At 65.5% G+C, this 26,816-nt stretch carries 22 protein-coding genes; 4 read left to right on the forward strand and 18 right to left on the reverse strand.

Translation table 11 applies throughout. The annotated features are described in order from the left end of the window. Positions 1–76 precede the first annotated feature (76 nt). The 3 genes from CH292_RS00530 to CH292_RS00540 form a co-directional block, all read right to left on the reverse strand. Positions 77–1,192 (reverse strand): ferredoxin reductase, encoded by a 1,116-nt coding sequence (locus tag CH292_RS00530; RefSeq protein ID WP_019666109.1) that lies wholly within the window; start codon positions 1,190–1,192, stop codon positions 77–79. A 115-nt stretch (positions 1,193–1,307) separates the two neighbouring features. Further along, positions 1,308–1,829 carry a hypothetical protein gene (locus CH292_RS00535; RefSeq protein WP_019666110.1) on the reverse strand — a complete coding sequence of 174 codons (522 nt, stop codon included), beginning with the start codon at positions 1,827–1,829 and terminating at the stop codon, positions 1,308–1,310. A gap of 7 nt (positions 1,830–1,836) precedes the next feature. Next, positions 1,837–3,288 carry a wax ester/triacylglycerol synthase family O-acyltransferase gene (locus tag CH292_RS00540; RefSeq protein ID WP_026347949.1) on the reverse strand — a complete coding sequence of 484 codons (1,452 nt, stop codon included), beginning with the start codon at positions 3,286–3,288 and terminating at the stop codon, positions 1,837–1,839. Between the two features lie 188 nt (positions 3,289–3,476). Between CH292_RS00540 and CH292_RS00545 the strand changes: the two genes are divergently transcribed. Continuing rightward, positions 3,477–4,067, forward strand: coding sequence for an Rv3235 family protein (locus CH292_RS00545; protein WP_249277813.1), 591 nt, complete (start codon positions 3,477–3,479; stop codon positions 4,065–4,067). 27 nt (positions 4,068–4,094) lie between these two features. Here CH292_RS00545 and secA read toward each other — a convergent pair whose 3' ends face one another. From secA to CH292_RS00615, 14 genes are all read right to left on the reverse strand, one after another. Beyond that, entirely contained in the window at positions 4,095–7,034 is a 2,940-nt protein-coding gene (secA, locus tag CH292_RS00550) for a preprotein translocase subunit SecA (protein WP_019666114.1), read from the reverse strand. A gap of 234 nt (positions 7,035–7,268) precedes the next feature. After that, positions 7,269–7,937, reverse strand: a complete 669-nt coding sequence (gene hpf, locus CH292_RS00555; RefSeq protein WP_019666115.1) for a ribosome hibernation-promoting factor, HPF/YfiA family — start codon at positions 7,935–7,937, stop codon at positions 7,269–7,271. Positions 7,938–8,219: 282 nt separating this feature from the next. Next, positions 8,220–8,912 (reverse strand): ComF family protein, encoded by a 693-nt coding sequence (locus CH292_RS00560; protein ID WP_094653778.1) that lies wholly within the window; start codon positions 8,910–8,912, stop codon positions 8,220–8,222. 41 nt (positions 8,913–8,953) lie between these two features. Then, positions 8,954–10,753 carry an MtrAB system accessory lipoprotein LpqB gene (gene lpqB, locus CH292_RS00565; protein WP_020112117.1) on the reverse strand — a complete coding sequence of 600 codons (1,800 nt, stop codon included), beginning with the start codon at positions 10,751–10,753 and terminating at the stop codon, positions 8,954–8,956. After that, positions 10,750–12,492 (reverse strand): MtrAB system histidine kinase MtrB, encoded by a 1,743-nt coding sequence (gene mtrB, locus CH292_RS00570; RefSeq protein WP_019666118.1) that lies wholly within the window; start codon positions 12,490–12,492, stop codon positions 10,750–10,752. The genes lpqB and mtrB overlap by 4 nt, the downstream gene beginning before the upstream one ends. Next, positions 12,489–13,166, reverse strand: coding sequence for an MtrAB system response regulator MtrA (mtrA, locus tag CH292_RS00575; RefSeq protein WP_008717777.1), 678 nt, complete (start codon positions 13,164–13,166; stop codon positions 12,489–12,491). The genes mtrB and mtrA overlap by 4 nt, the downstream gene beginning before the upstream one ends. 4 nt (positions 13,167–13,170) lie before the next feature. Then, positions 13,171–13,836 (reverse strand): dTMP kinase, encoded by a 666-nt coding sequence (locus tag CH292_RS00580; protein WP_019666119.1) that lies wholly within the window; start codon positions 13,834–13,836, stop codon positions 13,171–13,173. 8 nt (positions 13,837–13,844) lie between these two features. Continuing rightward, positions 13,845–15,347, reverse strand: a complete 1,503-nt coding sequence (gene ahcY, locus CH292_RS00585) for an adenosylhomocysteinase (RefSeq protein ID WP_019666120.1) — start codon at positions 15,345–15,347, stop codon at positions 13,845–13,847. A gap of 93 nt (positions 15,348–15,440) precedes the next feature. Then, positions 15,441–16,718 (reverse strand): alkane 1-monooxygenase, encoded by a 1,278-nt coding sequence (locus CH292_RS00590; RefSeq protein ID WP_094653779.1) that lies wholly within the window; start codon positions 16,716–16,718, stop codon positions 15,441–15,443. Positions 16,719–16,807: 89 nt separating this feature from the next. Next, the gene (locus CH292_RS00595) at positions 16,808–18,313 is read right to left on the reverse strand and encodes an amino acid permease (protein WP_176458676.1); all 1,506 of its coding nucleotides are present in this window, start codon (positions 18,311–18,313) and stop codon (positions 16,808–16,810) included. Positions 18,314–18,424: 111 nt separating this feature from the next. Next, positions 18,425–19,660, reverse strand: coding sequence for a mannose-6-phosphate isomerase, class I (gene manA / locus CH292_RS00600; RefSeq protein WP_094627270.1), 1,236 nt, complete (start codon positions 19,658–19,660; stop codon positions 18,425–18,427). After that, positions 19,660–20,808 (reverse strand): tobH protein, encoded by a 1,149-nt coding sequence (locus CH292_RS00605; protein ID WP_094653780.1) that lies wholly within the window; start codon positions 20,806–20,808, stop codon positions 19,660–19,662. Before CH292_RS00605 ends, manA begins: the two co-directional genes overlap by 1 nt. A 112-nt stretch (positions 20,809–20,920) precedes the next feature. Next, on the reverse strand, positions 20,921–22,288 hold the full coding sequence (locus CH292_RS00610) for a phosphomannomutase/phosphoglucomutase (protein WP_020112122.1): 1,368 nt from the start codon (positions 22,286–22,288) through the stop codon (positions 20,921–20,923). 186 nt (positions 22,289–22,474) lie between these two features. Then, entirely contained in the window at positions 22,475–22,879 is a 405-nt protein-coding gene (locus tag CH292_RS00615; RefSeq protein ID WP_020112123.1) for a DUF3499 domain-containing protein, read from the reverse strand. A gap of 84 nt (positions 22,880–22,963) precedes the next feature. Here CH292_RS00615 and CH292_RS00620 point away from each other — a divergent pair, with 84 nt between their 5' ends. After that, positions 22,964–23,449: a metallopeptidase family protein gene (locus CH292_RS00620; protein WP_019666127.1), complete on the forward strand. Its 486-nt coding sequence runs from the start codon at positions 22,964–22,966 to the stop codon at positions 23,447–23,449. A 69-nt stretch (positions 23,450–23,518) separates the two neighbouring features. Here the strand turns inward: CH292_RS00620 and CH292_RS00625 are convergent, their stop codons facing one another. Beyond that, positions 23,519–23,752: a WhiB family transcriptional regulator gene (locus CH292_RS00625; protein WP_027498876.1), complete on the reverse strand. Its 234-nt coding sequence runs from the start codon at positions 23,750–23,752 to the stop codon at positions 23,519–23,521. 727 nt (positions 23,753–24,479) lie between these two features. Here CH292_RS00625 and cofD point away from each other — a divergent pair. Next, the gene (gene cofD / locus CH292_RS00630) at positions 24,480–25,448 is read left to right on the forward strand and encodes a 2-phospho-L-lactate transferase (protein ID WP_094653781.1); all 969 of its coding nucleotides are present in this window, start codon (positions 24,480–24,482) and stop codon (positions 25,446–25,448) included. Continuing rightward, positions 25,445–26,815, forward strand: coding sequence for a coenzyme F420-0:L-glutamate ligase (locus CH292_RS00635; RefSeq protein ID WP_094653782.1), 1,371 nt, complete (start codon positions 25,445–25,447; stop codon positions 26,813–26,815). Before cofD ends, CH292_RS00635 begins: the two co-directional genes overlap by 4 nt. Position 26,816 lies beyond the last annotated feature (1 nt).

Below are 26,816 nucleotides of genomic sequence, written 5' to 3' on the forward strand. Positions count from 1 at the left end.
GCGCCAGTGCAAGGGTAGCCGAACTTACTGAGAAGTCCGTGTGGGTTGGAGCACGCTCACACCGCGTCTCGGCCGGTCAGAGCTCGAGTGTGCAGTCGCCTGCAGCCGCCGAAATGCAGGTCTGGATACGGTCGCCTTCACCGTGCTCCTTGCCCGAGCGCAAGTCGATGACGTGCCCGGCCGTCAACGGCACGACGCACGTCTGACAGATACCCATCCGGCACCCGAACGGCATCTGCACACCCAGACCCTCCCCTGCCTCCAACAAGCTCGTGGCACCGTCGACCTCGACGGACCGGTCCGACTTGGAGAAGGTCACCTTGCCGCCCTTGCCGGACGTGTCGGCCCGGGCGATCTCGAAGCGTTCGAGGTGCAGTCTGTCCTCGATTCCCTCCGACTTCCACACTCGCTCGATCTCCTCGAGCAAGCCGGACGGCCCACACGCCCACGTCTGACGCTCGCGCCAGTCCGGGTAGAGCTCGTCCAGCGACGCCAACGCGAACTTGCCGTCCGATCTGGTCAACTGCACGTGCGAGGTGAACTGCGGATGACCGGTCGCCAGCGATGCGAGCTCGTCGGAGAACATCACTTCGTCCTCGGTGGGTGCCGAATGAATGTGCACCGTGTCCGGCATGTCTCCGTGCCTGTCCAGGGTGCGGAGCATGGAGATGATGGGTGTGATGCCGCTGCCTGCCGTGATGAACAGAATCTTCTCCGGCGGCGGCGTCGGGAGCGCGAAATTGCCCTTCGGAGCGGCCAGCCGAACGATGGTGCCCTGGGGCACGCCGCCGACGAGGTGGCTGGAGAGGAAGCCCTCCGGCATCGCCTTCACCGTGATCGAGATCAGTTTCTCGTCCCAGTTGGGTGCGGACGTGAGCGAATACGAGCGCCAGTGCCAGCGCCCGCCGAGGTGCAATCCGATCCCGATGTACTGCCCGGGCTGGTAGTCGAAGTTGAATCCCCATCCAGGCTGGATGACCAGAGTGACCGCCGTTGCGGTCTCCTGCTCCACCCGAACGATCCGACCGCGCAGCTCACGCGCCGACCACAACGGGTTGGCGAGGTGCAGGTAGTCGTCGGGTAGCAATGGTGTGGTGATGCGCGTGATCGCGCCACGCAACATGTTGAGCTTCGGACGCTTGGGAGCAGATACACCCGCGGCGGGAGCTTCCAGCCACTTCTTGAGATCCATCGGAAAGTACTTACCCCTCGTTCGAGACAGAGACAACGCTGACGTGCTGGACCAGCTGGCGCGAACAGGCCCATATCAAGGTTACGCTACCGTAGGTTACTGGGGCGTTCGACTTCTACAGAAACTCCAACAGGAACGGCAGCTCCTGCGTCGCGTACCACGCGAGGGCGTGATCCTCGGCATCACCGAGGACGAACTCGGCGTCCGGATCGCCCATGTCCGCCGCATCCACGACCCCGACCGCCTTCTCGACAGCGGACTCGGCGCCTTCGAGGTCGACGTGGACCGACGCGACCTCGCTCATCCGAAGCGGCTCCTTCAACCGAACGACGGCGTCGTCCAGGTCCGGCCGAAGCGTCGGATCCTCCACGTCCGCGGCGATCACCGCACGCCGGAACACGACCGAGCCGTCGACGACACCGTCGCCCTCGTCTTCCAGTGCTGCACCGACCAGACGCAGTGACGCCCTCGCCGCTTCGTTCATCGCGACCTCGGCCAGCTCCTCGTCGTCTCCCGACGAGTAGGCCTCACGGAGGGTGGGGGTCACCGCGAACGCGGTACGACTGACCGGATGGAACTCACCGTCGGCCACCAGCGTCCGCAACATGGCGACCGTCGCCGGAACATAGACCCTCACGCGTACCTCACACTCTCGATTCGTTGCTGGCGTCGACGAGCTCTTCGAGCGCCTCGCGCAACAGGACGGTGATGACGTCGACGTCGGGCATCGCGCCACGATCGGCGTTCAGGCCGAAGCACACGAATCCGTCGTACGACGTCAAACCGATACTGAGAGCCTGGTTCTCGAACAGCGGCGACACGGGGAACATCTCCAACATACGGGCACCTCCCACGTACAGAGGGAACTGTGGGCCCGGGGCATTGGTGACGATCAGATTGAACAGGCGCCTCGACAGCCTGCTGCCCGCCCGGGCACCCATCGCGTGCAAACTGGCGGGCGCGAACCCCGAGATCCGCATCAACGTGTCCGCGGTGACCCCCGGAGACTGTTTGGCGTGCGCCTCGGTGGCGTGCGCGATGTGCGACAACCGCACCACCGCGTTCAGCTCACCCACCGGCAGGTCGATCAGGAACGACGACACCTCGCTGCGGGGCGGCATCTCCGGGTCGTGGTCTCCCGTCAGCCGGTCCGCGCGCTCGTAACCCGACGGATCCTCGGCGACGTAGACCGACATCGGAACCATCGCGCGCACGGTCGACGACGCCGTGACGGGCTCGCCCCGCGACAGCAGCCAGTTGCGGAGAGCTCCGGTCACGACGGCCAACACGACGTCGTTGATCGAGCAGTCGAAACGTGTGTGAATCTTGCGGTAGTCGGTCAGTTCGGTCTTCGCGACCGCGAAACGTCGGTTCCTCGAGATGGGGGCGTTCAGGGGGCTCGTCGGCGCGGTCTGGGCGGCGGTCCGAACGACGGACAGCACCTTTCCCGCTGCGCCGAGCGCTCCCCCGGCGATTCCGGCCACCCCGGCCGCGGCACCACGCAAGATCTCGACTCCCTCGCTCGGGGAGGCGATCAGTTCCGTGATGGCGTCGATCACCAGCGCGGATTCCTTGGGTTCGCGCGCAGGCATCCACAATTCCTCCGCCATCGCGGGCGGGCTCTTGGTTGCATCCAGAATGACCTGGCCGATCTCGAGCGCCTTCTCACCGTCGACGAGCGCCGAGTGCGACTTCGTGAAGATCGCGAACCGGTTCTTGCTCAAACCCTCGACCAGGTACATCTCCCACAGGGGCCGAGTGCGGTCCAGGGGCCGCGACGTCAGCCGCGCCACCAGATCGTGAAGTTGCTCGTCCGATCCCGGCTTCGGTAGGGCCGAGCGGCGAATGTGATACGTGATGTCGAACTCGCCGTCGTCCACCCACACCGGCCGGGCCAGGCCGAACGCAACTTCCCGAACCTTCTGTCGGTACCGCGGCACCAGAGCGAGGCGCTGCTCCACCAGCGACAGCAGGTCCTCGTAGCGGAAACCGTTGCGAGGCGTGCGAAACACCGCGAGAGAACCGAGATGCATCGGTGTACTGCTGGCCTCGAGGAAGTAGAACGACGCATCCTGAGTTGTCAGTCTGTTCGCCATCGCGGGTACCGGTTCCCCAATCCTTAGCCACACCGTGCCGATCACCACTCGTCGAGCGAGGTGGTTCGTCGTACTCGAACCTAGACGAACCCACAGGCTACAGCCATTCGGCCGACGTTCGATGGAACCGACTGCGCCTCGGTTCCGTCTGAATTACCAAGAAGCCGAATCCGCCGGAGGGACCGAGAATGAACGCCATGTCGGATGCACGCCGGTTCGCGTACATCGCCCGCGCCACAGCATTCGAACCGCCGACGGACAGCGCACGTGCGAACGACGGGCCGGTGACGGACAGTCAGGCCGTCCCTGCTGCCTGCAGCAGGCCGACCCGTCGCCGACGCCCGTTCCCGCGCAGCGTCGGACACCACGAGCACCCCGAAGGTTCCGGACCTGCCGCCGCACGCGGATCGCGCATCGGCCCGTTGGTGGTGGACAGCGAGAATCCGGTGTCCGACGATGCTCGCCGCGGCGCCGAGCAGGCAGTTCGGTTGCTGCTGGAGGTCCTGGATCGACGACGGCCGCCCGAGAAGATGGGACAGCTGTTCGCCCCGAACGTCGTGGAATCGGTGCGGACGATCGCACGCACCGAACCACCGGGTCGACGGCTGGGGGCGGCCAGCCTGCGTCGCATTCACGTCACGCACGCCGCACGCAACGCGACGGAAGTGTTCGGAACCTACACGCGCGGGACGCGGGTGTTCGCGGTCGCGGCCCGCCTCGAGTACCGGCGCAGCCTCAAGTACACCGGGTGGACAGTCACGTCGCTGCGCGTCGTCTGATGCCGTGCAGCGACGTGACCGAGACCCCTAGCGCTTCTTCTTGGACCGCGCCGGCTTGGACGTCTTCGACTGTGCCCGAGCGGCTTCGCGGCGTTCCCGACGCGTTCCCTGCGCCGCGGCGTCGCCGCCCGACGAGTTGGGTGCCGTCGCGACACCGGACCGGCGAACTGCGGTCCCTCCGTCTTCGTCCGGGCCGGAGAACGTCAGACGCTCCTCGGTGCGGTCGTCCAGGCCCTTCGCGCGCAAGGCCGACGGAACGGGGGCGGCAGGCGCCTCCTTCTTCGGTTCCGGACGGGCCGGCGCGGGCTGACCCGCCGACGCCGGAGCCGCGCCCGCGACAGCCGACGCTGCCGGGGCCGTGCCGGTGTTCGCTGCCCGAGTTCCGACGGGCGAGGCGAGTCCCGGTGCGACCGCGAGGCCGGCACCGACGGCCGGACCGGCTGGGGCAGGTGTGGCCTCGACCTGAAGGTTGAACAGGAATCCGACGGACTCCTCCTTGAGTCCTTCGAGCATGCCTCGGAACATGTCATAGCCTTCGCGCTGGTACTCGACCAGCGGGTCACGCTGTGCCATCGCTCGCAGGCCGATGCCTTCCTTCAGATAGTCCATCTCGTAGAGGTGTTCACGCCACTTGCGGTCGAGGACGGACAGCAGCACACGGCGTTCGAGCTCACGCATACCATTATCGCCCGCCACCTCTTCGATGCTCTTCTCTCTGGTGGCGTACGCGGCGCGCGCGTCGGCCAGCAGTGCTTCGAGGAGTTCTTCGCGGGTCAGGTCGCTCTTCTCACCGAATTCGTTCTCGTGCGAGAGCTCCTTGTGGTCGAGACCCACCGGATAGAGCGTCTTCAGCGCTGTCCACAGCTGCTCGAGATCCCAGTCCTCGACGTAGCCCTCGGCGGTCGCGCCGTTGACGTAGGCAGTGATCACGTCGGTGATCATGCTTTCGACCTGGCCCTCCATGTCAGCGCCCTCGAGGATGCGACGCCGCTCCTCGTAGATGACGGTGCGCTGCTGGTTCATCACCTCGTCGTACTTCAAGACGTTCTTGCGGATCTCGAAGTTCTGCTGCTCGACCTGGGTCTGCGCACTCTTGATCGCCTTCGACACCATCTTGGCTTCGATGGGAACGTCGTCCGGGAGGTTGAGCCGGGTCATGATCGACTCGAGCGCACCACCGTTGAACCGGCGCATCAATTCGTCACCGAGCGACAGGTAGAAGCGCGATTCGCCCGGGTCACCCTGACGACCGGATCGACCACGGAGCTGGTTGTCGATACGGCGTGAGTCGTGACGCTCGGTGCCGAGGACGTACAGGCCGCCGGCGGCGCGCACGGTCTCGGCGTCGGCCTTGACCTGAGCCTTCACCGTTTCGAGAGCGGAGTCCCACGCTGCCTGGTACTCATCGGGCGTCTCGACGGGATCGAGGCCCTGCTTGCGGAGCTGCACGTCGGTGATGATGTCCGGGTTACCGCCGAGCACGACGTCGGTACCACGCCCTGCCATGTTGGTGGCGACCGTGACGGCGCCGTGGCGACCGGCCTCGGCGACGATCGTCGCTTCCTGCTCGTGGAACTTGGCGTTCAGCACGCTGTGGACGACGCCGCGCTTAGTGAACTGCTTGGACAGGTACTCCGAACGCTCGACGCTCGTCGTACCGATCAGCACGGGCTGACCTTTGCCGTGTCGCTCGACGACGTCGTCGACGACGGCGTCGAACTTGGCTTCCTCTGTCTTGTAGATGAGGTCGCCGTTGTCCACCCGCACCATGGGGCGGTTGGTCGGGATCGGGATCACACCGAGGCCGTAGGTCTGGTGCAGCTCCGCGGCCTCGGTCTGCGCGGTACCGGTCATGCCGGACAACTTGTCGTAGAGCCGGAAGTAGTTCTGCAGCGTGATCGTGGCGAGAGTCTGGTTCTCGGCCTTGATCTCCACCTTCTCCTTGGCCTCGATGGCCTGGTGCATGCCCTCGTTGTACCGGCGGCCGACGAGGATACGACCGGTGAACTCGTCGACGATGATGACCTCACCGTCGCGGACGATGTAGTCCTTGTCCTTGGTGTAGAGCTCCTTGGCCTTGATCGAGTTGTTGAGGTAGTTCACCAACGGCGAGTTGGCGGCCTCGTAGAGGTTGTCGATGCCGAGCTGATCCTCGACCAGCTCCACGCCTGCCTCGTGCACACCGACCGTGCGCTTCTTGATGTCCACCTCGTAGTGGACGTCGTTCTTCAGCAACGGTGCGATGCGGGCGAACTCGCCGTACCACTTGGACGACGCGTCGGCCGGGCCCGAGATGATCAGTGGCGTGCGGGCCTCGTCGATCAGGATCGAGTCGACCTCGTCGACCACGGCGAAGTTGTGCCCCCGCTGGACCAGATCGTCGAGCGAGTGCGTCATGTTGTCGCGCAGGTAGTCGAAGCCGAACTCGTTGTTGGTTCCGTACGTGATGTCGGCGGCATACGCGGTACGACGCTCGGCCGGGGTCATGCCGGACAGGATCACGTCGGTCTCGAGGCCGAGGAAACGGTGAACTCGTCCCATCCACTCCGAGTCGCGCTTGGCGAGGTAGTCGTTGACGGTGACGACGTGCACTCCGTCACCGGACAGCGCGTTGAGGTATGCCGGGAGGACGCAGGTCAGGGTCTTGCCTTCACCGGTCTTCATCTCCGCGACGTTGCCGAAGTGCAGGGCCGCTCCGCCCATCACCTGGACGTCGAAGTGCCGCTGGCTCAAGACGCGCCACGATGCTTCGCGCGCAACGGCGAAGGCCTCGGGCAGGAGTTCGTCGAGCGTTTCGCCCTTGGCGTAGCGCTCCTTGAATTCGACGGTCTTGGCCCTGAGCTCGTCGTCGGACAAGCCCTCGACGTCCGGTGACAGGGTGGACACGTGGTCGGCGATGTTCTTGAGTCGCTTGACCATGCGACCCTCACCGACACGGAGCAGCTTGGAAAACGACAGCGAAGGCACGGGCTTTCTCGTCCTCGATCCTCGGTTACTTGTATTCGGTCGACAGGTTGGCGGTGCAGGCCCCTCCGACGTCGCGACGAGCTCTGGTGATGCGACCTGCCGATGCGACCTGACGCAACCATGGTAGGCGCTGGACCGTCAGGGCCCACAGACCCACGTACCAAAGCAGGCCCCACCTGGTGTTTTCCGGGTGAGGCCTGCTTCGTCTCAGGGTGTTCCTACGTAATTCTCAGCTCATGTGAGCCTGATCAACCCGTAGTCGAACGCGTGACGGCGGTACACCACCGACGGTCTGTCGGTCGCAGAATCGTGGAAAAGGAAGAAGTCGTGGCCGACGAGTTCCATTTCGTAGAGTGCGTCGTCCACACTCATCGGGGCTGCGGAGTGAACCTTGGTGCGCACGATCTGACCGGGGCCCGACGGCTCGTCCTCGAACGTGTCGAGTTTGATGTCCGGGTCGATCGCCAGATCGTCGTCCTCGGCGAGTTCGGCGGTGGCCTCGGCCACCGAGACGGGACGCTTCTCTCCGTAGTGGACCTTGCGACGGTCCTTCGTGCGACGCAGCCTGCTTTCCAGTTTCGAGGTCACCGATTCCAGGGCTGCATAGAAACTGTCGGCACATGCCTCGGCACGAACCACGGGGCCCTTGCCCTTCGCGGTGATTTCCACGCGCTGACATGCCTTGGCCTGTCGGCGATTTCGCTCGTGTTGGAGTTCGACGTCGAACAGGTAGATGGAGGGGTCGAAACGTTCGAGCCTGGCGAGTTTTTCGGATACGTAGATCCGGAAATGGTCTGGGATCTCGACGTTGCGGCCTTTGACCACAACGTCGGCATGGGTCTTGGTGGACTCGTCCGAAGGCTTCTCGTCGAAGAAAACCGAAGCTTGTGAAGGGGTCGTCACGCGTACCTCCCGATATCGGCCACGCCGCCGGTGCGACGCGGCAAGTGCTCATGCCGAGTGGGGAACCAACCGGCATCAGATTCAGCCGCATCACCTCCACGTAACGAGAAGTCGCATCGCCTCACACAGCGGAACCACCGGTTCTTGCTCTGCAAGTACGTGACTGCGACGTTAGTCGGTCATCCGCCGGTGTGCCACCGTTCACGCGGAATTCGCCGACATTCTCAGAACTTGTTCAGTCACGTAGCGGTCCCATCACGGATGGAGCAGTCCATGGGAGTCTCAGACTGCCGCCACCACCAGGACTCCGTCGACCGGGACTCCGAATTCCTTTAGCACTCTTACCGATTCGGCGGCGGTTGCACCCGTGGTCATCACGTCGTCGATCAGCAGCACCGAGGTGGCCGAGCCTGCGCCGCAGCCGAGTTCGAGAGCAGGCGCACCGCGACGCACTCGAATCCTGCCGGAGATGTTGGCCGCTCGCTGTGCGGCACCGAGACCGACGGAATCCCGTACGCCGTGCGCCATCGTGAGTGCAGGCACCATCGACACCGGTTCCGGCCACAGCGCAGCTGCGGCATCGGCGGCGAACCGGCGCACCGGATCACCGCCGCGACTGCGTGCGGCACGCGCCCGCGTCGGGGCGGGTATCAGCACGAGGCGAGCCAGTTCCGGTGGATCCACATGCCCGTACACCCTCAGATGGTGTAGCGCTGCCGCGACGGCTCGGCCTATCGGCGCCGCCAGGTCGTGTCGATTGCGCTCCTTGAGGGCGAGCACCGCCGCCCGGCGGGCGCCGACGTACGTGCCGAGCGCCCAGCACGGCACGAACGGGTCCACGCGTGGAGTCAGCGCGATCGGCGGGCTCGCCAACTCGTCCTCGCACCGCGCGCACCATTGGGCGCCAGGTCGGCCGCAGCCACCGCATTCACGTGGAAGGGCCAGGTCCAACATCGCCGCCAACACACCGCTCATGCGTGGGAGTATGACCGATCGGTCCGACAGACACGATGCGCTCAGCCGGGCAGTACCGGAGTCGCCTTCACCCCGGCCAGGCCGGCGACTTCACGCCAGTACCGATCCCCCGCCGGATCGTTGTTGTTCAGCTGGAACACCGCGCGCGAATCCGCGACGTACTCGGCCGTCGTCGACGCATCGACCGACAGCACAGGTGCGGTCAGGTTTCGACTCGGCAGCGCATCGAGCCGCGAGCCGTCCGTGGTCACCTGAACCACCGGAACGTCCGTCGCGATACGCACGACGACCACCGCGTCGCCGGTACTCCAATCCAACGCGAGCGCATCGCTACCGAGTCCGTTGGCAACCGCTTTCGGCGACACGAGCGAGTACGTTCCGTTGGGTTGGCGCACGACTGTCGCGACGTACACCAACCCGTCGACGATCATGGCCGCCCGGACGCCGTCTCGGGAGAGACGAAGATCGGTGATTCGCGATCCGAGAGCCGTCACGGCACCCGCGTCGACCGGAAGCACCGACACCTGACCGTTGGCCGGATCTCGCGCTGCGCGAATGACATTGGTGCCGTCGATGACCGCCCACGCCGCGTTGTTGTCCACTCCCCACGTAGGCCGGGTGATCGACTGTCCCTCGGCCACCGGGAACGCTCCGCTGTCGTAGCCGCCGATCATCAACGCCGACGACGGTTCGGGTGCGGGACGGCCGGTGTCGGCGACACCTGCGACGAGAGTTCCGTCCGTCGACAGCGCTGCGCTCCGCAGATTCTCCACGGTGCCGAAGTAGCCCGGCACCGGCGTCGTGCCGCTGTCGTCGACGGACACCAAGCGGCCGGACACCAGCGCGTGCAACCCGACGTCGTTCTCCGGCGAGGCCAGTGGGTCGAGGGTGCCGACGTCCGCCGTCGTCCATCCGTCGGGTTTGGAGTTGTCGAGGGGTTGACCGTCCGCGAGAAGCACGTACGGTCCCGCGATGTCTGCCGACGCCAACGTCCACACCACCTGGGCCGCGAGCAGTTCGCGGTTCTTGGCGTCGACGGCCTGCAGGCCCCCGAAGTCGATCCGTACGCCGCCGCCGGATCCGATGGCCTCCTGCGAGGTTCGCCCGTCGGCCTTGGTGATGGGCCCGCGAATTCCGACGCCGTTGCCCAGTTCGTTGGACACGGCGGGAGCCAGGCTCGGCTTCGGTCCGTCGATCAGCAACTGGACCAGTTGATCGGCCATCTGATCGGCTGCGCCGCTCACCCACCGGACGTCGGGTACGAGGGCCGCGCCGAGCGGGTCGACGAAGAACAGCGACTTGCGCTGATATGCGCCGAAGAATTGCGAACGATCGATGACGACGCCGGGGGGCAGTTCGTCGATGCGCCACTCCCCGTCGACCTTGATCATCCTGATGTTCGAGTCGACCGTGCCTGCTCCTGCTTGGTAGTCACCGCCGGGTGCCACGAGACCGACGGTGTTGGATCGGAGCGTGAACTGCGCCTCGGTGTCGGTGCGCATGCCGGTGAGGAGATCGATCTTGTCGGCGACGACGGTCTTCGCGCTGTCGTCCCAGCTACTCGACGCCGAGGCGGTCAGGAACTGCCGAGCGGCCTGATGTCGGTTCGCCGATGCCGCACTTGCGGTCACGAAATCTCGCAGCAGCAGGTCCGGCTCGCGGCCCGAAGCAGGCGGGGGCGGAGTTGTCGACGCCGCACCTGCGGTGAGCGACCCGATTGCCTGCGGACTGGAGGATTCAGGGAGGCTCGCGCATCCGCCCAGTATCAGAACGAGACTCGTCAGCGCAGCGACCACGAGGCTGACGCGTGAGAACCGAGTGCGTCGACGCTGCGTCGTCATGTGGACCGACCTCCGCCCGTGTCCGCGCCGATCGAACCGGCGGAATCGATCGACGCACCGGGTCCTCTCGGTTCGTCCGCGCGATCCGTCGCGGACGGAAGCGGTTGCCCCTGGGTGTATCTGCGCGTGCTCGGCTTGAGCGGAAGTGGACTGCCGATCACCTTGTGTCCTCGCACCAGCGGCAGAGTCAGGCGGAAGCATGCCCCCTCGCCGACGGCTCCCCAGGCTTCCAGTTTGCCGTCGTGCAGCCGGGCGTCCTCGACACTGATCGCCAGGCCGAGGCCGGTGCCACCGGATCTGCGGACTCTCGACGGATCCGAGCGCCAGAAGCGGTTGAACACCAGCTTCTCTTCCCCCGGACGCAGGCCGATGCCCTGGTCCCTGACGACGAACGCCGCGGCGTCGGTGTTGGCCCTGAGCCGGATCAGAACCGGGCGGCCTTCGCCGTGATCGAGAGCGTTGGCCAGCAGGTTGCGAAGGATGCGCTCGACGCGACGGGGATCGACCTCGGCGACGACCGCGTGATCGGGCATGTCGACGATCACTTCGGTCGCGCTCTCCCGCGCGAGATGCCGAACGGTGGACACCGCGGCCCGTGCGCACATGCGGAGGTCGAGTTGTTCGGACGCCAGCTCGGCGACGCCTGCGTCGTGGCGACTGATCTCGAGGAGGTCGCCGAGGAGGGTCTCGAACCGATCGAGCTCGTTGACCAGTAGTTCCGACGATCGTTTCAGCGCTGGATCCAGGTCGGCCGAGCCGTCGTGGATCAGATCGGCGGCCATGCGGACGGTCGTCAGCGGGGTTCGTAGCTCGTGGCTGACGTCGGAGGTGAACCTTCGTTGCAGGCTTCCGAACTCCTCCAGCTGGGTGATCTGTTTGGACAGACTCTCCGCCATCTCGTTGAACGACATGGCCAACCTCGCCATGTCGTCCTCTCCGCGTACCGGCATCCGTTCCTTGAGCCTGCCGTCGGCGAATCGAACGGCAATACGCGATGCCGAGCGAATCGGCAGCACAACCTGCCTGGCCACCAGCATGGAGATCGCAGCGAGCAACACCAGCAGGACCACGGCGCCGATCAGCAGCGTCCCCCGCACGAGCGAGAGGGTGCGCTCCTCGCTCCCGAGCGGGAACACGAGGTACAGCTCCAGGTCGGCGATGTCCGACGCGGTCGGCGTACCGAAGATGATGGCCGGACCGGTGTAGTCACCCTGCTCGGCGTCGCTGACCGTGGCGTACTGCCAACTGATCAGGCCTTCCTGGACGAAATTCCGAAGGCTCTCCGGGATCTGAGACGACGGGCCGATGGACGAGTCCGTCCTGATGCCGTCTCCATCGACGATGAGCACGGGATCGAACGTACCGGCGGATCCGGTGCTCTGCCCGGAGTCGACTCCGCCGCTCGTCAGCTGCGCACGAGCGCGTTCCAGACGCGAGGAGAGCCCCGTCGTTTCCTCGGCGCCCGCCAGCGCGCCCTCCACGGTCATCCGGGAACGTTCGAGTTCCTCCGTGGCAGCAGTGATCTTCGCTTCGAGGAGTCGATCGGTGATCTGGCTCGTCAGCACCGCACCGAGAATGGTGATGACGACGAGAGACAACGTGAGTGTGGAGACGACCACACGCAGTTGCAGCGACCGGCGCCACGCATGGCCGATCGATGTGGTGAGCGCTCTGAACCAGCGCAGAAGCGGCGTGAACGTTCCGTTGATTCGACGCCGCGAACGGTTGGACCAGATCACGGCGGTCCGGCTTTGTAGCCGACTCCCCTCACCGTCAACACCACCTCAGGATTCTCCGGATCCTTCTCGACCTTGGCGCGCAACCGCTGCACGTGGACGTTCACGAGGCGGGTGTCCGCGGCGTGGCGGTAACCCCACACCTGCTCGAGCAGCACCTCTCGGGTGAACACCTGACGCGGTTTGCGCGCGAGGGCCACCAGCAGGTCGAATTCGAGCGGCGTCAACGACACCAGTTCGTCCCCTCGGCTGACCTTGTGCGCGGGAACGTCGATGACGATGTCCGCGATGGAGAGCAACTCCGCCGGCTCGTCCTCGGTGCGCCGCAGACGTGCTCGCACACGAGCGACCAGTTCCTTGGGCTTGAACGGCTTCATGATGTAGTCGTCGGCGCCGGACTCGAGACCCAGCACGACGTCGACGGTGTCCGTCTTCGCGGTGAGCATCACGATGGGAACCCCGGAATCGGCCCGTAGAACACGGCACACGTCGATGCCGTTCATCCCGGGCAGCATCAGGTCGAGCAGCACGAGATCCGGACGATTCTCTCGTACCGCGGACAACGCCTGTGTGCCGTCGCCGACCACGAACGGTTCGAAACCCTCGCCGCGAAGGACGATGGTCAGCATTTCGGCGAGTGCCGAATCGTCGTCGACTACAAGAATCCGAGGCTTCATGGACCTATGTTGTCACTTTCCCGGCGTCAGTTGGCTGATTGAACACGTCGGCGGCGAGTCGATCGGGGTCGACGTCGGCGCCGACGACCTGCCACGGCGACATCCAGTTCGACGCCGCCAGTTCGTCGTACACCGCAGCGGTTCGCGATTGCAGCGATCCGTCGCGCTCGTAGGCATCCCGCGTCCGCGAGGCGTCCGCGGTCTCGCGTGACTCCGCGCGCGAGGCGGCCAGTTCCACCGACACGTCGAGGAAGATCTGAGTGTCCGGGATCGGTACCTCGAATCGATCGAATTCGAGGGCGCGGATCCATTCGACCGCCTCGCCGTCCGCGGACTGGTCGAGCCTCGCGGCGGTGTACGCCGCGTTGGACGCGACATAACGATCCAACAGCACTATGTCGTTGTGAGAGAGCGCGTTTCGTAGCTCCTCCGCGGCCGACCTGCGGTCGAGCGCGAACAGCAACGCCATTGCGTGGACGCTCTGCGCGGTGTCGCCGTGTTCACCTCGTAACGCTTCCGCGGCGAGATCGGCGTGCACCGAGGCGTCGTACCTCGGAAAGCCGATGCGAACCACCTCGAGATGTTCGCGTTCCCACGCCGAGACGAGCCGACGGGCGAGCGTGTTCTTGCCCGCGCCGTCGACTCCCTCGATGACGATCAAACGGCCCACGACGGGACCTAGTAGCGGTAGTGCTCGGGCTTGTACGGGCCCTCGACGTCGACGCCGATGTACTCGGCCTGCTCCTTGGTCAGTTTGGTGATGGTGCCACCGAGTGCCTCGACGTGAATGCGAGCGACCTTCTCGTCGAGGTGCTTCGGCAGGCGGTACACCTCGTTGTCGTATTCGCTCGGCTTCGTCCACAGTTCGATCTGGGCGATGACCTGGTTGGAGAAGCTGTTGCTCATCACGAACGACGGGTGACCCGTTGCGTTGCCGAGGTTGAGCAACCGGCCCTCGGACAGCACGATGATCGAGTGGCCGTCCTTGAACTGGAACTCGTCGACCTGCGGCTTGATGTTGATACGCGTCACGTCCGCAGCCTTCTCGAGCCCGGCCATGTCGATCTCGTTGTCGAAGTGGCCGATGTTGCCGAGGATCGCCTGGTGCTTCATCCGCTTCATGTGCTCGAAGGTGATGATGCCGAGGTTGCCGGTGGAGGTGATGACGATGTCGGCCTTGTCGATGTACTCCTCGACGGTGCGGACGTCGAATCCGTCCATCAGGGCCTGGAGCGCGTTGATCGGGTCGGCCTCGGTGACCGTGACGCGTGCGCCCTGACCCTTGAGTGCCTCGGCGCAGCCCTTGCCGACGTCGCCGTAACCGCAGACGAGGACGGCCTTGCCTCCGATGAGAACGTCGGTGCCGCGATTGATGCCGTCGATCAACGAGTGGCGGGTGCCGTACTTGTTGTCGAACTTGCTCTTGGTGACCGAGTCGTTGACGTTGATCGCCGGGAACGTGAGCTCGCCTGCCGCTGCGAACTGGTAGAGACGCAGGACGCCGGTGGTGGTCTCCTCGGTGACACCCTTGACCGACTCCGCGATGGCCGTCCATTTGGTCTTCGACTCTTCGAGCGAGCGACGCAGCAATCCGAGGAACACCTTGTACTCGTCGGAGTCGTGATCGTCGTCGGTCGGCGGTACGACGCCTGCCTTCTCGAACTGGGCGCCACGCAGCACGAGCATCGTCGCGTCGCCACCGTCGTCGAGAATCATGTTCGCGGGTTCGCCCGGCCACGTGAGCATCTGCTCGGCAGCCCACCAGTACTCTTCGAGGGTCTCGCCCTTCCACGCGAACACCGGGACGCCCTTGGGCTCCTCCTCGGTTCCGTGGGGGCCGACGACGACAGCTGCTGCTGCGTGGTCCTGGGTGGAGAAGATGTTGCACGACGCCCACCGCACCTCGGCGCCGAGCGCAACGAGCGTCTCGATGAGAACGGCCGTCTGTACGGTCATGTGCAGTGACCCGGAGACGCGGGCGCCCTTGAGCGGGAGCACCTCCGCGTATTCACGTCGGAGTGCGATCAGACCCGGCATCTCGTGCTCGGCGAGCCGGATTTCCTTGCGGCCGAACTCTGCGAGCGAAAGATCTGCGACCTTGAAGTCGATTCCACCCCGGTGGTCCGCGGTGAGTGCCGATCCGGCGGCCGAACTGCCGCCGGCATGTGCTGAGGTCGTCATCTTGCCTCTCCTGTTGTGCGTTGCGTTTCCGCACCAGGCTATCGGGTCGACTCGCGGTGGGTTCGGGCCAGGTGGCGCCGCCCTCGTTCGGAATCAGGCGGCCGTACGAGTTGTCCGGTTCTGCGACTCGGGCGCCGCGAGTAGCCCATGTCGGGCGAGAACCTTGTCTCGACGTCGGGGCAGGATGTTGGCGCGGGTGATGTCACCGTCGTAGTGAGCGAGCACCCGGCGATCCATCACTCGACGCCACAGCGGAGGGACGGCGGCGACGAGCACCATGGACGCGTAGCCGGCCGGTAGCTGCGGGGCCTCGTCGCAGCTGCGCAAGGTCTGGTAGCGCTTGCCCGGATTGGCGTGGTGGTCGCTGTGCCGCTGGAGGTGGTACAGAAAGATGTTGGTGCACAGGCGGTCGCTGTTCCAGCTGTGCCGCGGCGAGCACCGCTCGTAGCGCCCCCGCTCGTTCTTCTCTCGAAGCAGACCGTAGTGCTCCACGTAGTTCACCGTCTCGAGCAGCAGGACACCGACGACGGCCTGGAGCAGAAGGTACGGCAGGATCGACAGCCCGAACACGAGCACCAGCGTGCCGAACAGTGCGACGCTCATCGCCCACGTGTGCAGCAGGGCGTTCTGCGGGCTCCATCGGTGGATCCCGCGCCGATGCAGGCGCTGATTCTCGAGCCGCCACGCGGATCGGAGTCCCCCGACGACGCTTCGAGGCAGGAACGTGTACAGGTTCTCGCCGAACCGAGCACTTGCCGGGTCCTCGGGGGTGGCGACGCGGACGTGGTGACCGCGGTTGTGCTCGACGAAGAAGTGACCGTAGAGGGTCTGCATCAGCGCGACCTTCGCAAGCCACCGCTCGTGCTCCTCGATCCGGTGACCGAGCTCGTGAGCCGCGTTGATTCCCGTGCCCGCGACCAGCCCGACCGTCACAGCGAGCCCGATCTTGTCGATGACGGCGAGTGAACCGAACGCCCACATCCAGCACGCGACCAGCAACGTCACGAATTGGACGGGGAGGAAGAGATAGGTGCACCACCGGTAGAACCGGTCCTCCTGCATGTGCTCGGCGTCGCTGTCGGACGGGTTGTCTCCGTCCTCGCCCGCCAGCATGTCGATGACGGGGATCACGACGAAGAACACCATCACACCGCTCCACCAGAAGATGGGCATTCCGGTCCAGAGAACCAGTTGCGACGGCAGTAGGGCCGACGCGGGTGCCAGCAGGCCGAGAAGCCACAACGCTCGCTTCCCGGCCCGCCGCTTGTGAACGACATTGGCGCTTCGTGCTGGCTCGACGGTCGCGTCCCCCGACACGCCACCCCCGGCTGACTCGTCCACGGCCGTGGACGAGTGACCGGCGCGTTTCATTCGATCCCCCCTGAAAAGAAAACCTCGGGTTTGTTCGGCAAGCCTATAGCAGGCGGAAGTTCCGAAACAGGGGTTCGTCGATCGAATTCTTACTTGGACGAACGAGCCTGTTCACGGGCGCGCAGAGTCTTATCCGCGTTGCGCTTGCTGTAGACGAAGTAGATCACCACACCGATGACCATCCAACCGATGAATCGGAGCCAGGTCTCGACCGACAGGTTGACCATCAACCACAGGCAGGCCACCACCGCGAGGATGGGAACGACCGGCATGAGCGGGACCTTGAACCCACGCGGCAGATCCGGTCTGGTGCGCCGCAACACCACGACGCCGATGGACACCAGCACGAACGCGAAGAGGGTGCCGATGTTGACCATCTCTTCGAGGACGCCGATCGGGAAGAACGCGGCGAGTACCGCGACCACCACACCGACGAGGATCGTGATGCGAACCGGAGTGCCGCGCTTGCCGGTGTGCGCCAGCGAGGTCGGCACCAACCCGTCGCGCGACATCGCGAACAGTACGCGGGTCTGACCGAGCATCAGCACCATCACGACGGTTGTCAGACCGGCGAGAGCACCGAACGAGATGATGTTCTTGGCCCATGTCAGACCGTTCAGATCGAAGGCCGTCGCCAATGTGGAACTGTCGCCTGCCAACTCGGTGTACTTGACCATTCCGGTCAGAACGAGTGTCACGGCGACGTACAGGACGGTCACGATGGCCAGTGATCCGAGGATGCCGCGCGGCAACGCCTTCTGCGGTTCCTTGGTTTCCTCGGCGGTCGTCGCGACGACGTCGAATCCGATGAACGCGAAGAACACGAGACTTGCGGCGGCCAGAAGTCCGTACCAGCCGAAGGTGCTGCCACCTGCTCCGGTGACGAAGGAGAACAGGGACTGATGGATTCCCTCGCCGGTCGATCCTTCCTCGGCGGGTGGGATGTAGGGCGAGTAGTTCTCGGCCTTGATGTAGAAGGCTCCGACGACCACGACGAGCAACACCACAGCGACCTTGATCGCGGTGATCACCAACGACACCCGGGAGGAGAGTTTGGTACCGCTCGCCAGCAGGACGGTGATGACGACGACGATCAGGAACGCGCCCCAGTCCACGTCCAACGAGCCGATGGTCACGATCGGCGACGAGGATCCGAGCACCTCCCCCAGATACAACGACCAGCCTTTGGCGACGACGGACGAGGCGAGCGCGAACTCCAGAATCAGGTCCCAGCCGATGATCCAGGCGATGAACTCACCGAACGTGGCGTAGGAGAACGTGTATGCGCTACCTGCCACCGGAACGGTCGAGGCGAACTCGGCGTAGCACAGCGCCGCGAGACCACAGGCGACCGCAGCGAGCACGAAGGCCAGCGACACGGACGGGCCCGCGACATTGCCCGCGGTACGCGCAGTCAACGTGAAGATTCCGGCACCGATGACGACGGCGACGCCGAAGACGGTCAGGTCCCACGAGTTCAGATCCTTGCGCAGCTTGGTGTCCGGTTCGTCCGTGTCGCGGATGGAATCCTCGACCGATTTCGTTCGGAAGATTCCAGTTCTGCGAGCGGGTCCGGTCGAACGCTCTTGTTCCATCTTCTCTGCTTCCACCTGTCGATACCGTCGGGTGTGTGTCACTCGAACACCTTCGGTAACACCCTAAGGCGTAGACACGTCGGCCCGATGCAACTCGAGCGAACGCGTGCCTCAGACGCGGAAGTTGCCCACCGTCGCGCGGAACACCTCGGCGTCACCCCACCGAGCGGTCACGGTCGGGGCGGCTTCGCCTGCCGAGACCCACACTGCCGACCCGCGTTCGACGATCTGCTCGACCTCACCGTCCTGCACGGCCACCCGACCCTCCGTGCACAACACGATCTGCGGGCCCACGCTGTCGAGGATCTCGGACGCTCCGTCGGCCAACGCCGTGCGGGACAACGCGAACTCCGGTGCAGGCGTGTCGTAGACGATCGTCGACGACTCACCGGACACCTCGGGATCGAGAATGTTCACCTCGGCGGGTTCGAAATCGAGGACTCTCAGCAGCTCCGGGACGTCGACGTGCTTCGGCGTCAGTCCGCCGCGGAGAACGTTGTCGGAGTTGGCCATGATCTCCACGCCGGTGCCGGACAGGTACGCGTGCAGATTGCCGGCATCCAGGTAGAGACCTTGCCCGGGTGACAGCGTCACACGGTTCAGCAGAAGCGCGGCGAGAACGCCTGCATCGCCGGGGTAGGACTCCCCCAGTTCCAACAAGGTTCGTGCTTCGTCGACGAATTTGCCGTCGTCGTCGTGCGCGGAGGTCGACAGGTACCGGATGCATCCCTCGGCCACGAGAGGGAGGAGCGCGTCGAGGGCAGGACCCGGCAACGTGATCCACGACGTGAACACGGTGCGCAGACCCGCTTGATCCGGCTGGTCGGCGAGTAGAGACCGGTAGCCGGAGAGAGCGTCGACGCCGAGCGCGTCGATGAATTCGACGGTATGCCTGGGGCACCGAAAGCCTGCCAGCGCATGGAATTCGGTGAGTGCGACGATCAGTTCCGGCTTGTGCGACGCGTCTCGGTAGTTACGGACGGGAGAATCGATCGGTACTCGACGTGCCTCCTCGCGCGCGAAACCTTCTTTCGCCTGAACGGAACTCGGGTGCGCCTGCAGGGACAGGGGTTCGTCGGCGGCGAGCAACTTCAGCAGGAACGGCAACCGGCCTCCGTACTCCTGCGAGGTGGCAGCTCCGAGCTCACGGTCCGGATCGTCGTCGATGACGGCCAGCAGCGATCGAGCGGAATCACCCGGCCCGATTCGAGCAGGGTCGGCGGGGTGTGCACCCAGCCAGATCTCCGCCTCGGGATGCTCGGACGGCACTCGCCGTCCCTGCAACTGCGCAAGCGAGGTTCTCGATCCCCACGCGTACGACCGAACTGCACCGTGCAGTGGTTGCACTAGTTACCGCCCATCAGATGTAGATACGCGGCAGCCATCTCCAGCCGCGTGGCCAACAATGTCATCGATTCGAGTTCCCCGACCGTCCCGGACGGCAGTGGAGCCTGCGGACCGACCCGATCGGAGACGGGGCCCGCTGCAGGAACGGACGCCGTGACGGCGTCGTCGCCGCCCGCGACGAGAATGTCCACGTCGTCCAGCGCCGCGGTGCGACGGTCCGTGTCCAGGGCACCCGTCGGCGCGGCCACCGCGAACACCCGGACGCCGGGTTGCGGCTTCGGACCGTCGAGTTGGTCGTCGTGGAAGAACGGGTCGTAATCGGCCGGCATCTCGGAGGAGGCACCGGTGGCCTGTACGCCGGCTGCCACCACGTCCGGTAGATCGCCGGAGGCCGCCGCCACCCCCGCGACGCGGAACAGCACTTCGCTGCCGTGCCGTGCCGTCTCCACCGCGAGTGCGCTCGTTCCGGTGAACACCGCTCGGCGCCCTGAGATGCGCGACGCGATGGACTTGGCGGGATTGTGAAAGACCTCGTGCCGAGGGTGATTTCGCGACGCTTCCTCGTCCAACGCATCGGCGAGGCGAGCGAGATCGGGAAGCAACGCTCGGTAGGCGCCGGACGACAACGCGCCCAGAACGCACACCGCAGCAGCGACGTAGCGCATCAGTGCGTTGGGTTCACGCACCGACACGCGCGGCGCCAGGAACAGCCCACGTCCGGCCGCCGCCGAACGGAGCGGCCCCTCGTCGGGAGTGACGAGTACGGTTTCCGCGCCGCGGCGCACGGCGGCAGACGTGGCCTCGGACAACCGGGGATCTCCAGCGTCGTCTCCACAGATCACCACGACGTCGAGGGGTCCGACCCACGGCGGTGTGCCGTCCGACACGACCAACGGGACGCCGATACGGGCGCCCACGGCAGCGACGACCATCGCGGTGGCTCGGCGGGCTCGGCCGCCGCCGGCCACGAACACCACACTGCGGGGACGGAGATCCGACAATCGGTCACCGACGACGTCCTCGTAGGAGGACATCGTCGCGCGGGTCTGTGCGCCGGCCAGCGCCGCGCTGCGCAACCAGCCTTCGATGTCGGCCTTGGCGAGGGCGTCCGAGTCGTCCAGATCCAGTGCAGGCGTCAGCGTGGTCATCGCGTGCCACCGTCCTTCCTGATCCGACTCGCCGTTTCTCCCACCGATGGTGCCCGCATACCCACCGCCGCGTCCATTAATACAGTTCGGGCTCGAGGTGATGCTCCGCCGATCAGCCTCGGACGATGCCGAGGATCTCGGTCGTCAAGGCATCCACTTCGTCGGAGGTACGAGCCTCGACGTTGAGCCGGAGAAGCGGCTCGGTGTTGGACGCACGCAGGTTGAACCAGGCACCTCCGTTCAGATCCACCGTCACTCCGTCGAGCCGATCGACGCCCGCGGTGCGCTCGGCGAACGCGTCGAGCACGGCCGACGTCCGTGCTGCGGCGTCGTCGACGGTGGAGTTGATCTCCCCGGACGCCGAGTACGTCTCGTACCCGCGCATGAGCTCGCTGAGCGGACGGTCCTGTGAACCGAGTGCCGCGAGGACGTGCAACGCAGCCAACATGCCGGAGTCGGCGCCCCAGAAGTTCTTGAAGTAGTAGTGCGCGGAATGTTCTCCGCCGAAGATCGCTCCGGTCTCGGCCATCTGCTGCTTGATGAACGAGTGACCGACGCGAGTACGCACAGGGGTACCACCGAGCGCGGTCACCAGCTCCGGCACCGCTCTCGACGTGATCAGGTTGTGGATGATCGTCGCTCCGGGTTCGCCGCGCAGTTCACGCTCGGCGACGAGGCCGGTGACGGCGGACGGCGACACCGGGTCGCCGTTCTCGTCGACGACGAAGCATCGGTCGGCGTCTCCGTCGAACGCGAGCCCGATGTCCGCGCCGGTCTCCCGCACGAACTTCTGCAGATCCACCAGGTTCGCCGGATCGAGAGGGTTGGCCTCGTGGTTGGGGAACGTGCCGTCCAGCTCGAAGTACAGAGGTTCGACGGTGACGGGCAATCCGTCGAACACGGCTGGAACCGTGTGGCCGCCCATTCCGTTGCCGGCGTCGACAGCGATCTTGACTCCGGACACCTGAGAGAGGTCGACAAGGCCCCGGACGAAGTTCGCGTAGTCGACGAGGACATCTTGTTCGGTGACCGAGCCCGGCGTCCCGTCGTAGGCCGGGACGCCTTCGACGAGCTCGGACTTGATGGTCGCGAGACCCGTGTCCTGACCGACCGGCTTGGCACCGGCACGGCAGAGTTTGATGCCGTTGTACTTCGCCGGATTGTGACTCGCCGTGAACATCGCGCCCGGGCAGTCGAACGATCCCGAAGCGAAGTACAGCTGATCCGTCGACGCGAGACCGATCAACACCACGTCGAGGCCCTGCGAGGTGACGCCGTCGGCGAACGCACGCGACAATTCCGGTGACGATGCCCGCATGTCGTGGCCGATGACGATGCGCGTGACGCCGGGTTCGCGCACCAGACGAGCGAAGGAAGCACCGACGTCGCGCACGAACTCGGCATCGATCTGCTCGCCGACCACCCCCCGCACGTCGTAGGCCTTGATGACTGCATTGACGGCTTCGGCAGTGCGTGCCACGAACGACTCCTCGGGGTTTCGAATGGTTCAACTGCGAGCGCGAATCGAGGGCGCACTCACCTACGAATGTGTCACAGATGGAGGTGGACGTCGCGATGACTCACACCAGATGTGACAGAAATGATGCCTGGGTCGATCATCCGAACGACAAAGCAGCGGACCGCAATTGCAGTTTCGGGCTACCGATCAAGCCGTCGGATCGGGAAGCACCCTCAAATGGCCGCGTCGCCCGGTTCTGACGGGCGAGGCCGCGCGGCGGTCCTGCGTGGACTCCGTAGCGGACCGGACACCGGAACGGGGTCCGGGGACGTCGTCGCGGACGCGATCTCCGCGGCCTGCTTCGCGGACGGCCTCCGCCAGCGCCGTCAGATCGTCCTCGTCGGGAGTCGACGTGGTGAACCCGCCCTCGTACCGAACCATCTCCCATCCCTTGGGTGCCGTGGTGGTCGAGGCATGCACCTCGCACAGATCCCAGGAATGAGGCTCGTCGACGGTGGCCAGTGGCCCGACGACGGCGGTGGAATCGGAGTAGACATACGTGAGCGTCGCAACGGCCGATCGGTTGCACCCAGGGCGGCAGCATCCACGCATAGATCTCACACGCAAGAGAGTAGTCCCCCACTCCGACGCCGAGCCGCTCGACACACCGCGCAACGGCACCGATAGCCTCTCGGCATGGCTCGAACCGGCTCCGGACGCAGAACGACCTCCCGATCCGCATCACGACGAGGCCGCGGTATTCGCGGTCCGATTCTCCCCGCGTCGCTTCCCGGTCATCGATCACGAGCCGACAAGTTCGACCGCGCAGTCCTCGAAGCATTCGCGCGCATCGACCACCGGTGGCACGACAAGCTCGAACGTCTCGACATAGCAGTGGACGAGGTCCCGAAGATTCGCGCGAAGGACCCGGAATCGGTGAACTGGCCACCCGAGGTGGTAGCAGAAGGGCCGGTGCCGCTCTCTCGGCTGGTACCGGCGGGAATCGACAAGCGCGGAGAAACCACACGCGCTCGGATAGTGCTGTTCCGCCGTCCGCTGGAGAGACGTGCGAAACATCCCGAGGACCTGGAAGATCTGCTGTTCGACATTTTGGTGGAGCAGGTCGCCACCTACCTGGGCGTCGACCCGGATGTGGTGGACCCGCTGCCCGACGAGGACTGACGGATCACCGGCACAGACCCGGAGCGACCCGGACGTCGGTGCAGACAGCCGCTGTGGATCGCGGCAGGGTCAGACGATGCCGCGCTTGAGGCGTCGGCGCTCACGCTCGGACAGTCCGCCCCAGATTCCGAAGCGCTCGTCGTTGGCTAGCGCGTACTCGAGGCACTCGTCCTTCACCTCGCAGCCGAGGCAGATACGCTTCGCCTCACGCGTGGAGCCGCCCTTCTCCGGGAAGAAAGCCTCGGGATCGGTCTGAGCGCACAGTGCGCGCTCCTGCCACTGATCCTCGATTTCCTCGAACATCTGGTCGAAGCCCGCGATCAAGCTGAGTACTGGCTCCACCGGCTCCCGAACGACATCGAGATCGGAATCGGTCTCGTCGGAATCGGTCTCGCTGGAATCGGCGTCGACGAACGCGGTGTCGTCGGTCGGCGACGCATCGACGTACGCGGCACCCGCGTCCACCGGAACGACCTCGACTCCTCGAGCACTGTTCTGAATTGTGTTGTCGCAGTCGCTTCGTGCTGCGCCCGCTTGGGAATCGGTCTGCGGCGCGCCGTCGACTGCGCTGAGGTGAGCAAGAGCCTCGCCCTGTTGTTCACGTGTCACGTGCTGGTCATACATCGCTTCCGCCTCCTCACCATTTCTTCTAGCGCAGATACATCCGGTCGGTCCGAACACCTTGCCCCACGCCGGTATTCGTAATCACTCTGAACTCTCGACCTTTACTACACGTATCCACGAAATGGCGCCACATGGGAACGCGTGTTCGAATCAAGGTCGGCACCAAGCAAACTCGCTCGGCAACCCTGGAATGACATACATGTGATTAGACACGCCGCACAGTGGTGCGGTCAAGCTGATGGGCACATTTCCAATACCATCTACGACCCGAAATCGGCCGACACCCCGAATACACGGCCGTTTCGCGCGTGTCGTCCCCGTGAACAGGCAGCTAACCATGCCTCGAGCACGTCCGCACACGAGGCGCCCACACGCAGGCGTCCGGCAAGGCATAGGCTCCTCATCTGTGAAAGTGACTGTCTTGGTGGGTGGGGTCGGTGGAGCGCGATTTCTCCAGGGCCTCAGAGAACTGCTCGGCGGTGGCGGTGACATCACCGCGATCGTCAACGTCGGAGACGACGTGTGGATGCACGGGCTCAGGATCTGCCCCGATCTGGACACCTGCATGTACACACTCGGCGGGGGCATCGACACCGACCGCGGATGGGGCCGGATCGCGGAAACGTGGCACGCGCGCGACGAGCTCGCCGCGTACGGAGCGGACCCGGACTGGTTCGGTCTCGGCGACCGCGACATCGCCACACACCTGATCCGAAGCCGAATGCTGAGGACCGGGTACCCGCTCTCCGCCGTCACCGAAGCGCTGTGCAACCGGTGGCAACCCGGAGTGCGTCTCCTTCCCGTCTCCGACGACCGGAGCGAGACGCACGTCGTCGTCACCGACCCCGACGACGAGTCGGGTGAGAGTCAGCGCGCAATTCACTTCCAGGAGTGGTGGGTTCGCTACCGGGCTCGGATCCCGACGCACAGTTTCGCCCACATCGGTGCGGAGCAGGCCAGTCCTGCCCCCGGCGTGCTCGACGCCATTGCCGACGCCGACGCCATCATCCTGGCTCCGTCGAATCCGGTCGTGAGCGTCGGGGCGATCCTTGCCGTTCCCGGGATCCGCAGCGCCTTGCGCACCACGAAGGCCAAGGTCGTCGGCCTGTCCCCTGTCGTCGACGGCAGGCCCCTGCGCGGGATGGCCGACGAGTGCCTGTCGGTCATCGGCGTCGAGACCACTGCCGAGGCGGTCGGCAAGTACTACGGCGCTCGTACCGACACGGGCATCCTCGATTCGTGGATGATCCATTCCACCGACACGGCAGTGATTCCCGGCGTCGACGTTCTCAGCGTGCCTCTGCTGATGACCGATCCGGCCACCACGGCCGAGATGGCTGCCGTTGCTCTACGTTCGGCAGGGCTGACGCTGTGACCGAACAGGCGGCGGCCTCCCGTGTGCCCGGCGATCACGCTCCGGGCGGCGGCATCGAGATCCTGCCGGTCACCGGACTTCCCGAGTTCCGCCCCGGCGACGACCTGGCTGCGGCCATCGCGACGGCCGCGCCGTGGATCCGCGACGACGACGTTCTCGTGGTGACGAGCAAGGCGTTCTCGAAGGTGGAGGGTCGACTGGTCGCCGCTCCGCTGGATCCGGAGGAACGCGATGCCGCGCGGCGTGTGCTCGTCGATCAGGAAGCCGTTCGGGTCGTCGCGCGCAAGGGCCGCACACTCATCACCGAGAACCGTCTCGGCATCGTCCAGGCCGCGTCGGGGATCGACGGGTCCAACGTGGACCGGGCGGAACTCGCGCTTCTCCCCGAGGATCCCGATGCGAGCGCGGCCGGTCTTCGGGCTGCCCTGGCGGAGTCGCTCGGTGTCACGGTCGGTGTCGTGGTGACCGACACGATGGGGCGTGCGTGGCGGGTCGGGCAGACGGACGCGGCCATCGGAAGTGCAGGCCTCGCCGTGGTACACGCGTACGCCGGTGCCGAGGACAGTCAGGGAAACGAACTCGTGGTCACCGAGGTCGCCGTCGCGGACGAGATCGCTGCGGCCGGCGATCTCGTCAAGGGCAAGCTCGGTTCGGTTCCGGTGGCGGTCGTCCGCGGACTGACTCCGGTCGACAACGGTTCGCGTGCACGCGATCTCGTGCGCCCCGGCGAGGACGATCTGTTCTGGCTCGGGACGGAGGAGTCGATCGCACGCGGCAGGCGCGAGGCCGTCCCGTCGCGTCGTTCGGTTCGATCGTTCGCTCCGGACTCGGTGGACCCGGACATGGTTCGCGAAGCCGTGGCCGACGCTCTGACCGCACCGGCACCGCACCACACCCACCCCGTCAGATTCGTGTGGGTCAGAACTCCTGCGTTGCGCACCCGACTGCTGAGCGAAATGCAGAAGGCATGGCGGACGGATCTCGAGTCGGACGGCCTCACCCCGAGTGCGATCGATGCACGAGTCGCTCGCGGCAACATCCTGGTCGACGCACCGGAGATAGTGATTCCGTTCTGCGTTCCCGACGGGGCGCACACCTATGCCGACGCCCGCCGGACCGCAGCCGAGGAGACGATGTTCACCGTCGCGGTCGGCGCCGCCGTGCAAGGCCTGCTGGTCTCGTTGGCAGCGCGGGGTCTCGGCAGCTGCTGGGTAGGGTCGACCATCTTCGTCTCCGACCTCGTCCGAGCCGAACTGGGCTTGCGCGCCGACTGGAAAGCCATGGGCGCCATCGCAATCGGGCACCCGGCCGAACCGTCGGAACCTCGCGTGCGCACTGCACCGGGCTCCGAGCTGCTGGAGATGTGAG

This window comes from Rhodococcus sp. 14-2470-1a (assembly GCF_002259425.1).
GTDB lineage: Bacteria > Actinomycetota > Actinomycetes > Mycobacteriales > Mycobacteriaceae > Rhodococcoides > Rhodococcoides fascians_E.

What these genes read in the sequence shown, in the direction of transcription:
- CH292_RS00530 (WP_019666109.1), bottom strand. Translation starts at nt 1,192, where the DNA reads ATGGATCTCAAGAAGTGGCTGGAAGCTCCCGCCGCGGGTGTATCTGCT.
- CH292_RS00540 (WP_026347949.1), bottom strand. Translation starts at nt 3,288, where the DNA reads ATGGCGAACAGACTGACAACTCAGGATGCGTCGTTCTACTTCCTCGAG.
- CH292_RS00545 (WP_249277813.1), top strand. Translation starts at nt 3,477, where the DNA reads ATGAACGCCATGTCGGATGCACGCCGGTTCGCGTACATCGCCCGCGCC.
- CH292_RS00560 (WP_094653778.1), bottom strand. Translation starts at nt 8,912, where the DNA reads ATGAGCGGTGTGTTGGCGGCGATGTTGGACCTGGCCCTTCCACGTGAA.
- lpqB (WP_020112117.1), bottom strand. Translation starts at nt 10,753, where the DNA reads ATGACGACGCAGCGTCGACGCACTCGGTTCTCACGCGTCAGCCTCGTG.
- mtrA (WP_008717777.1), bottom strand. Translation starts at nt 13,166, where the DNA reads ATGAAGCCTCGGATTCTTGTAGTCGACGACGATTCGGCACTCGCCGAA.
- ahcY (WP_019666120.1), bottom strand. Translation starts at nt 15,347, where the DNA reads ATGACGACCTCAGCACATGCCGGCGGCAGTTCGGCCGCCGGATCGGCA.
- CH292_RS00590 (WP_094653779.1), bottom strand. Translation starts at nt 16,718, where the DNA reads ATGAAACGCGCCGGTCACTCGTCCACGGCCGTGGACGAGTCAGCCGGG.
- CH292_RS00595 (WP_176458676.1), bottom strand. Translation starts at nt 18,313, where the DNA reads ATGGAACAAGAGCGTTCGACCGGACCCGCTCGCAGAACTGGAATCTTC.
- CH292_RS00605 (WP_094653780.1), bottom strand. Translation starts at nt 20,808, where the DNA reads ATGACCACGCTGACGCCTGCACTGGATCTGGACGACTCGGACGCCCTC.
- CH292_RS00615 (WP_020112123.1), bottom strand. Translation starts at nt 22,879, where the DNA reads ATGCGTGGATGCTGCCGCCCTGGGTGCAACCGATCGGCCGTTGCGACG.
- CH292_RS00620 (WP_019666127.1), top strand. Translation starts at nt 22,964, where the DNA reads ATGGCTCGAACCGGCTCCGGACGCAGAACGACCTCCCGATCCGCATCA.
- CH292_RS00625 (WP_027498876.1), bottom strand. Translation starts at nt 23,752, where the DNA reads ATGTTCGAGGAAATCGAGGATCAGTGGCAGGAGCGCGCACTGTGCGCT.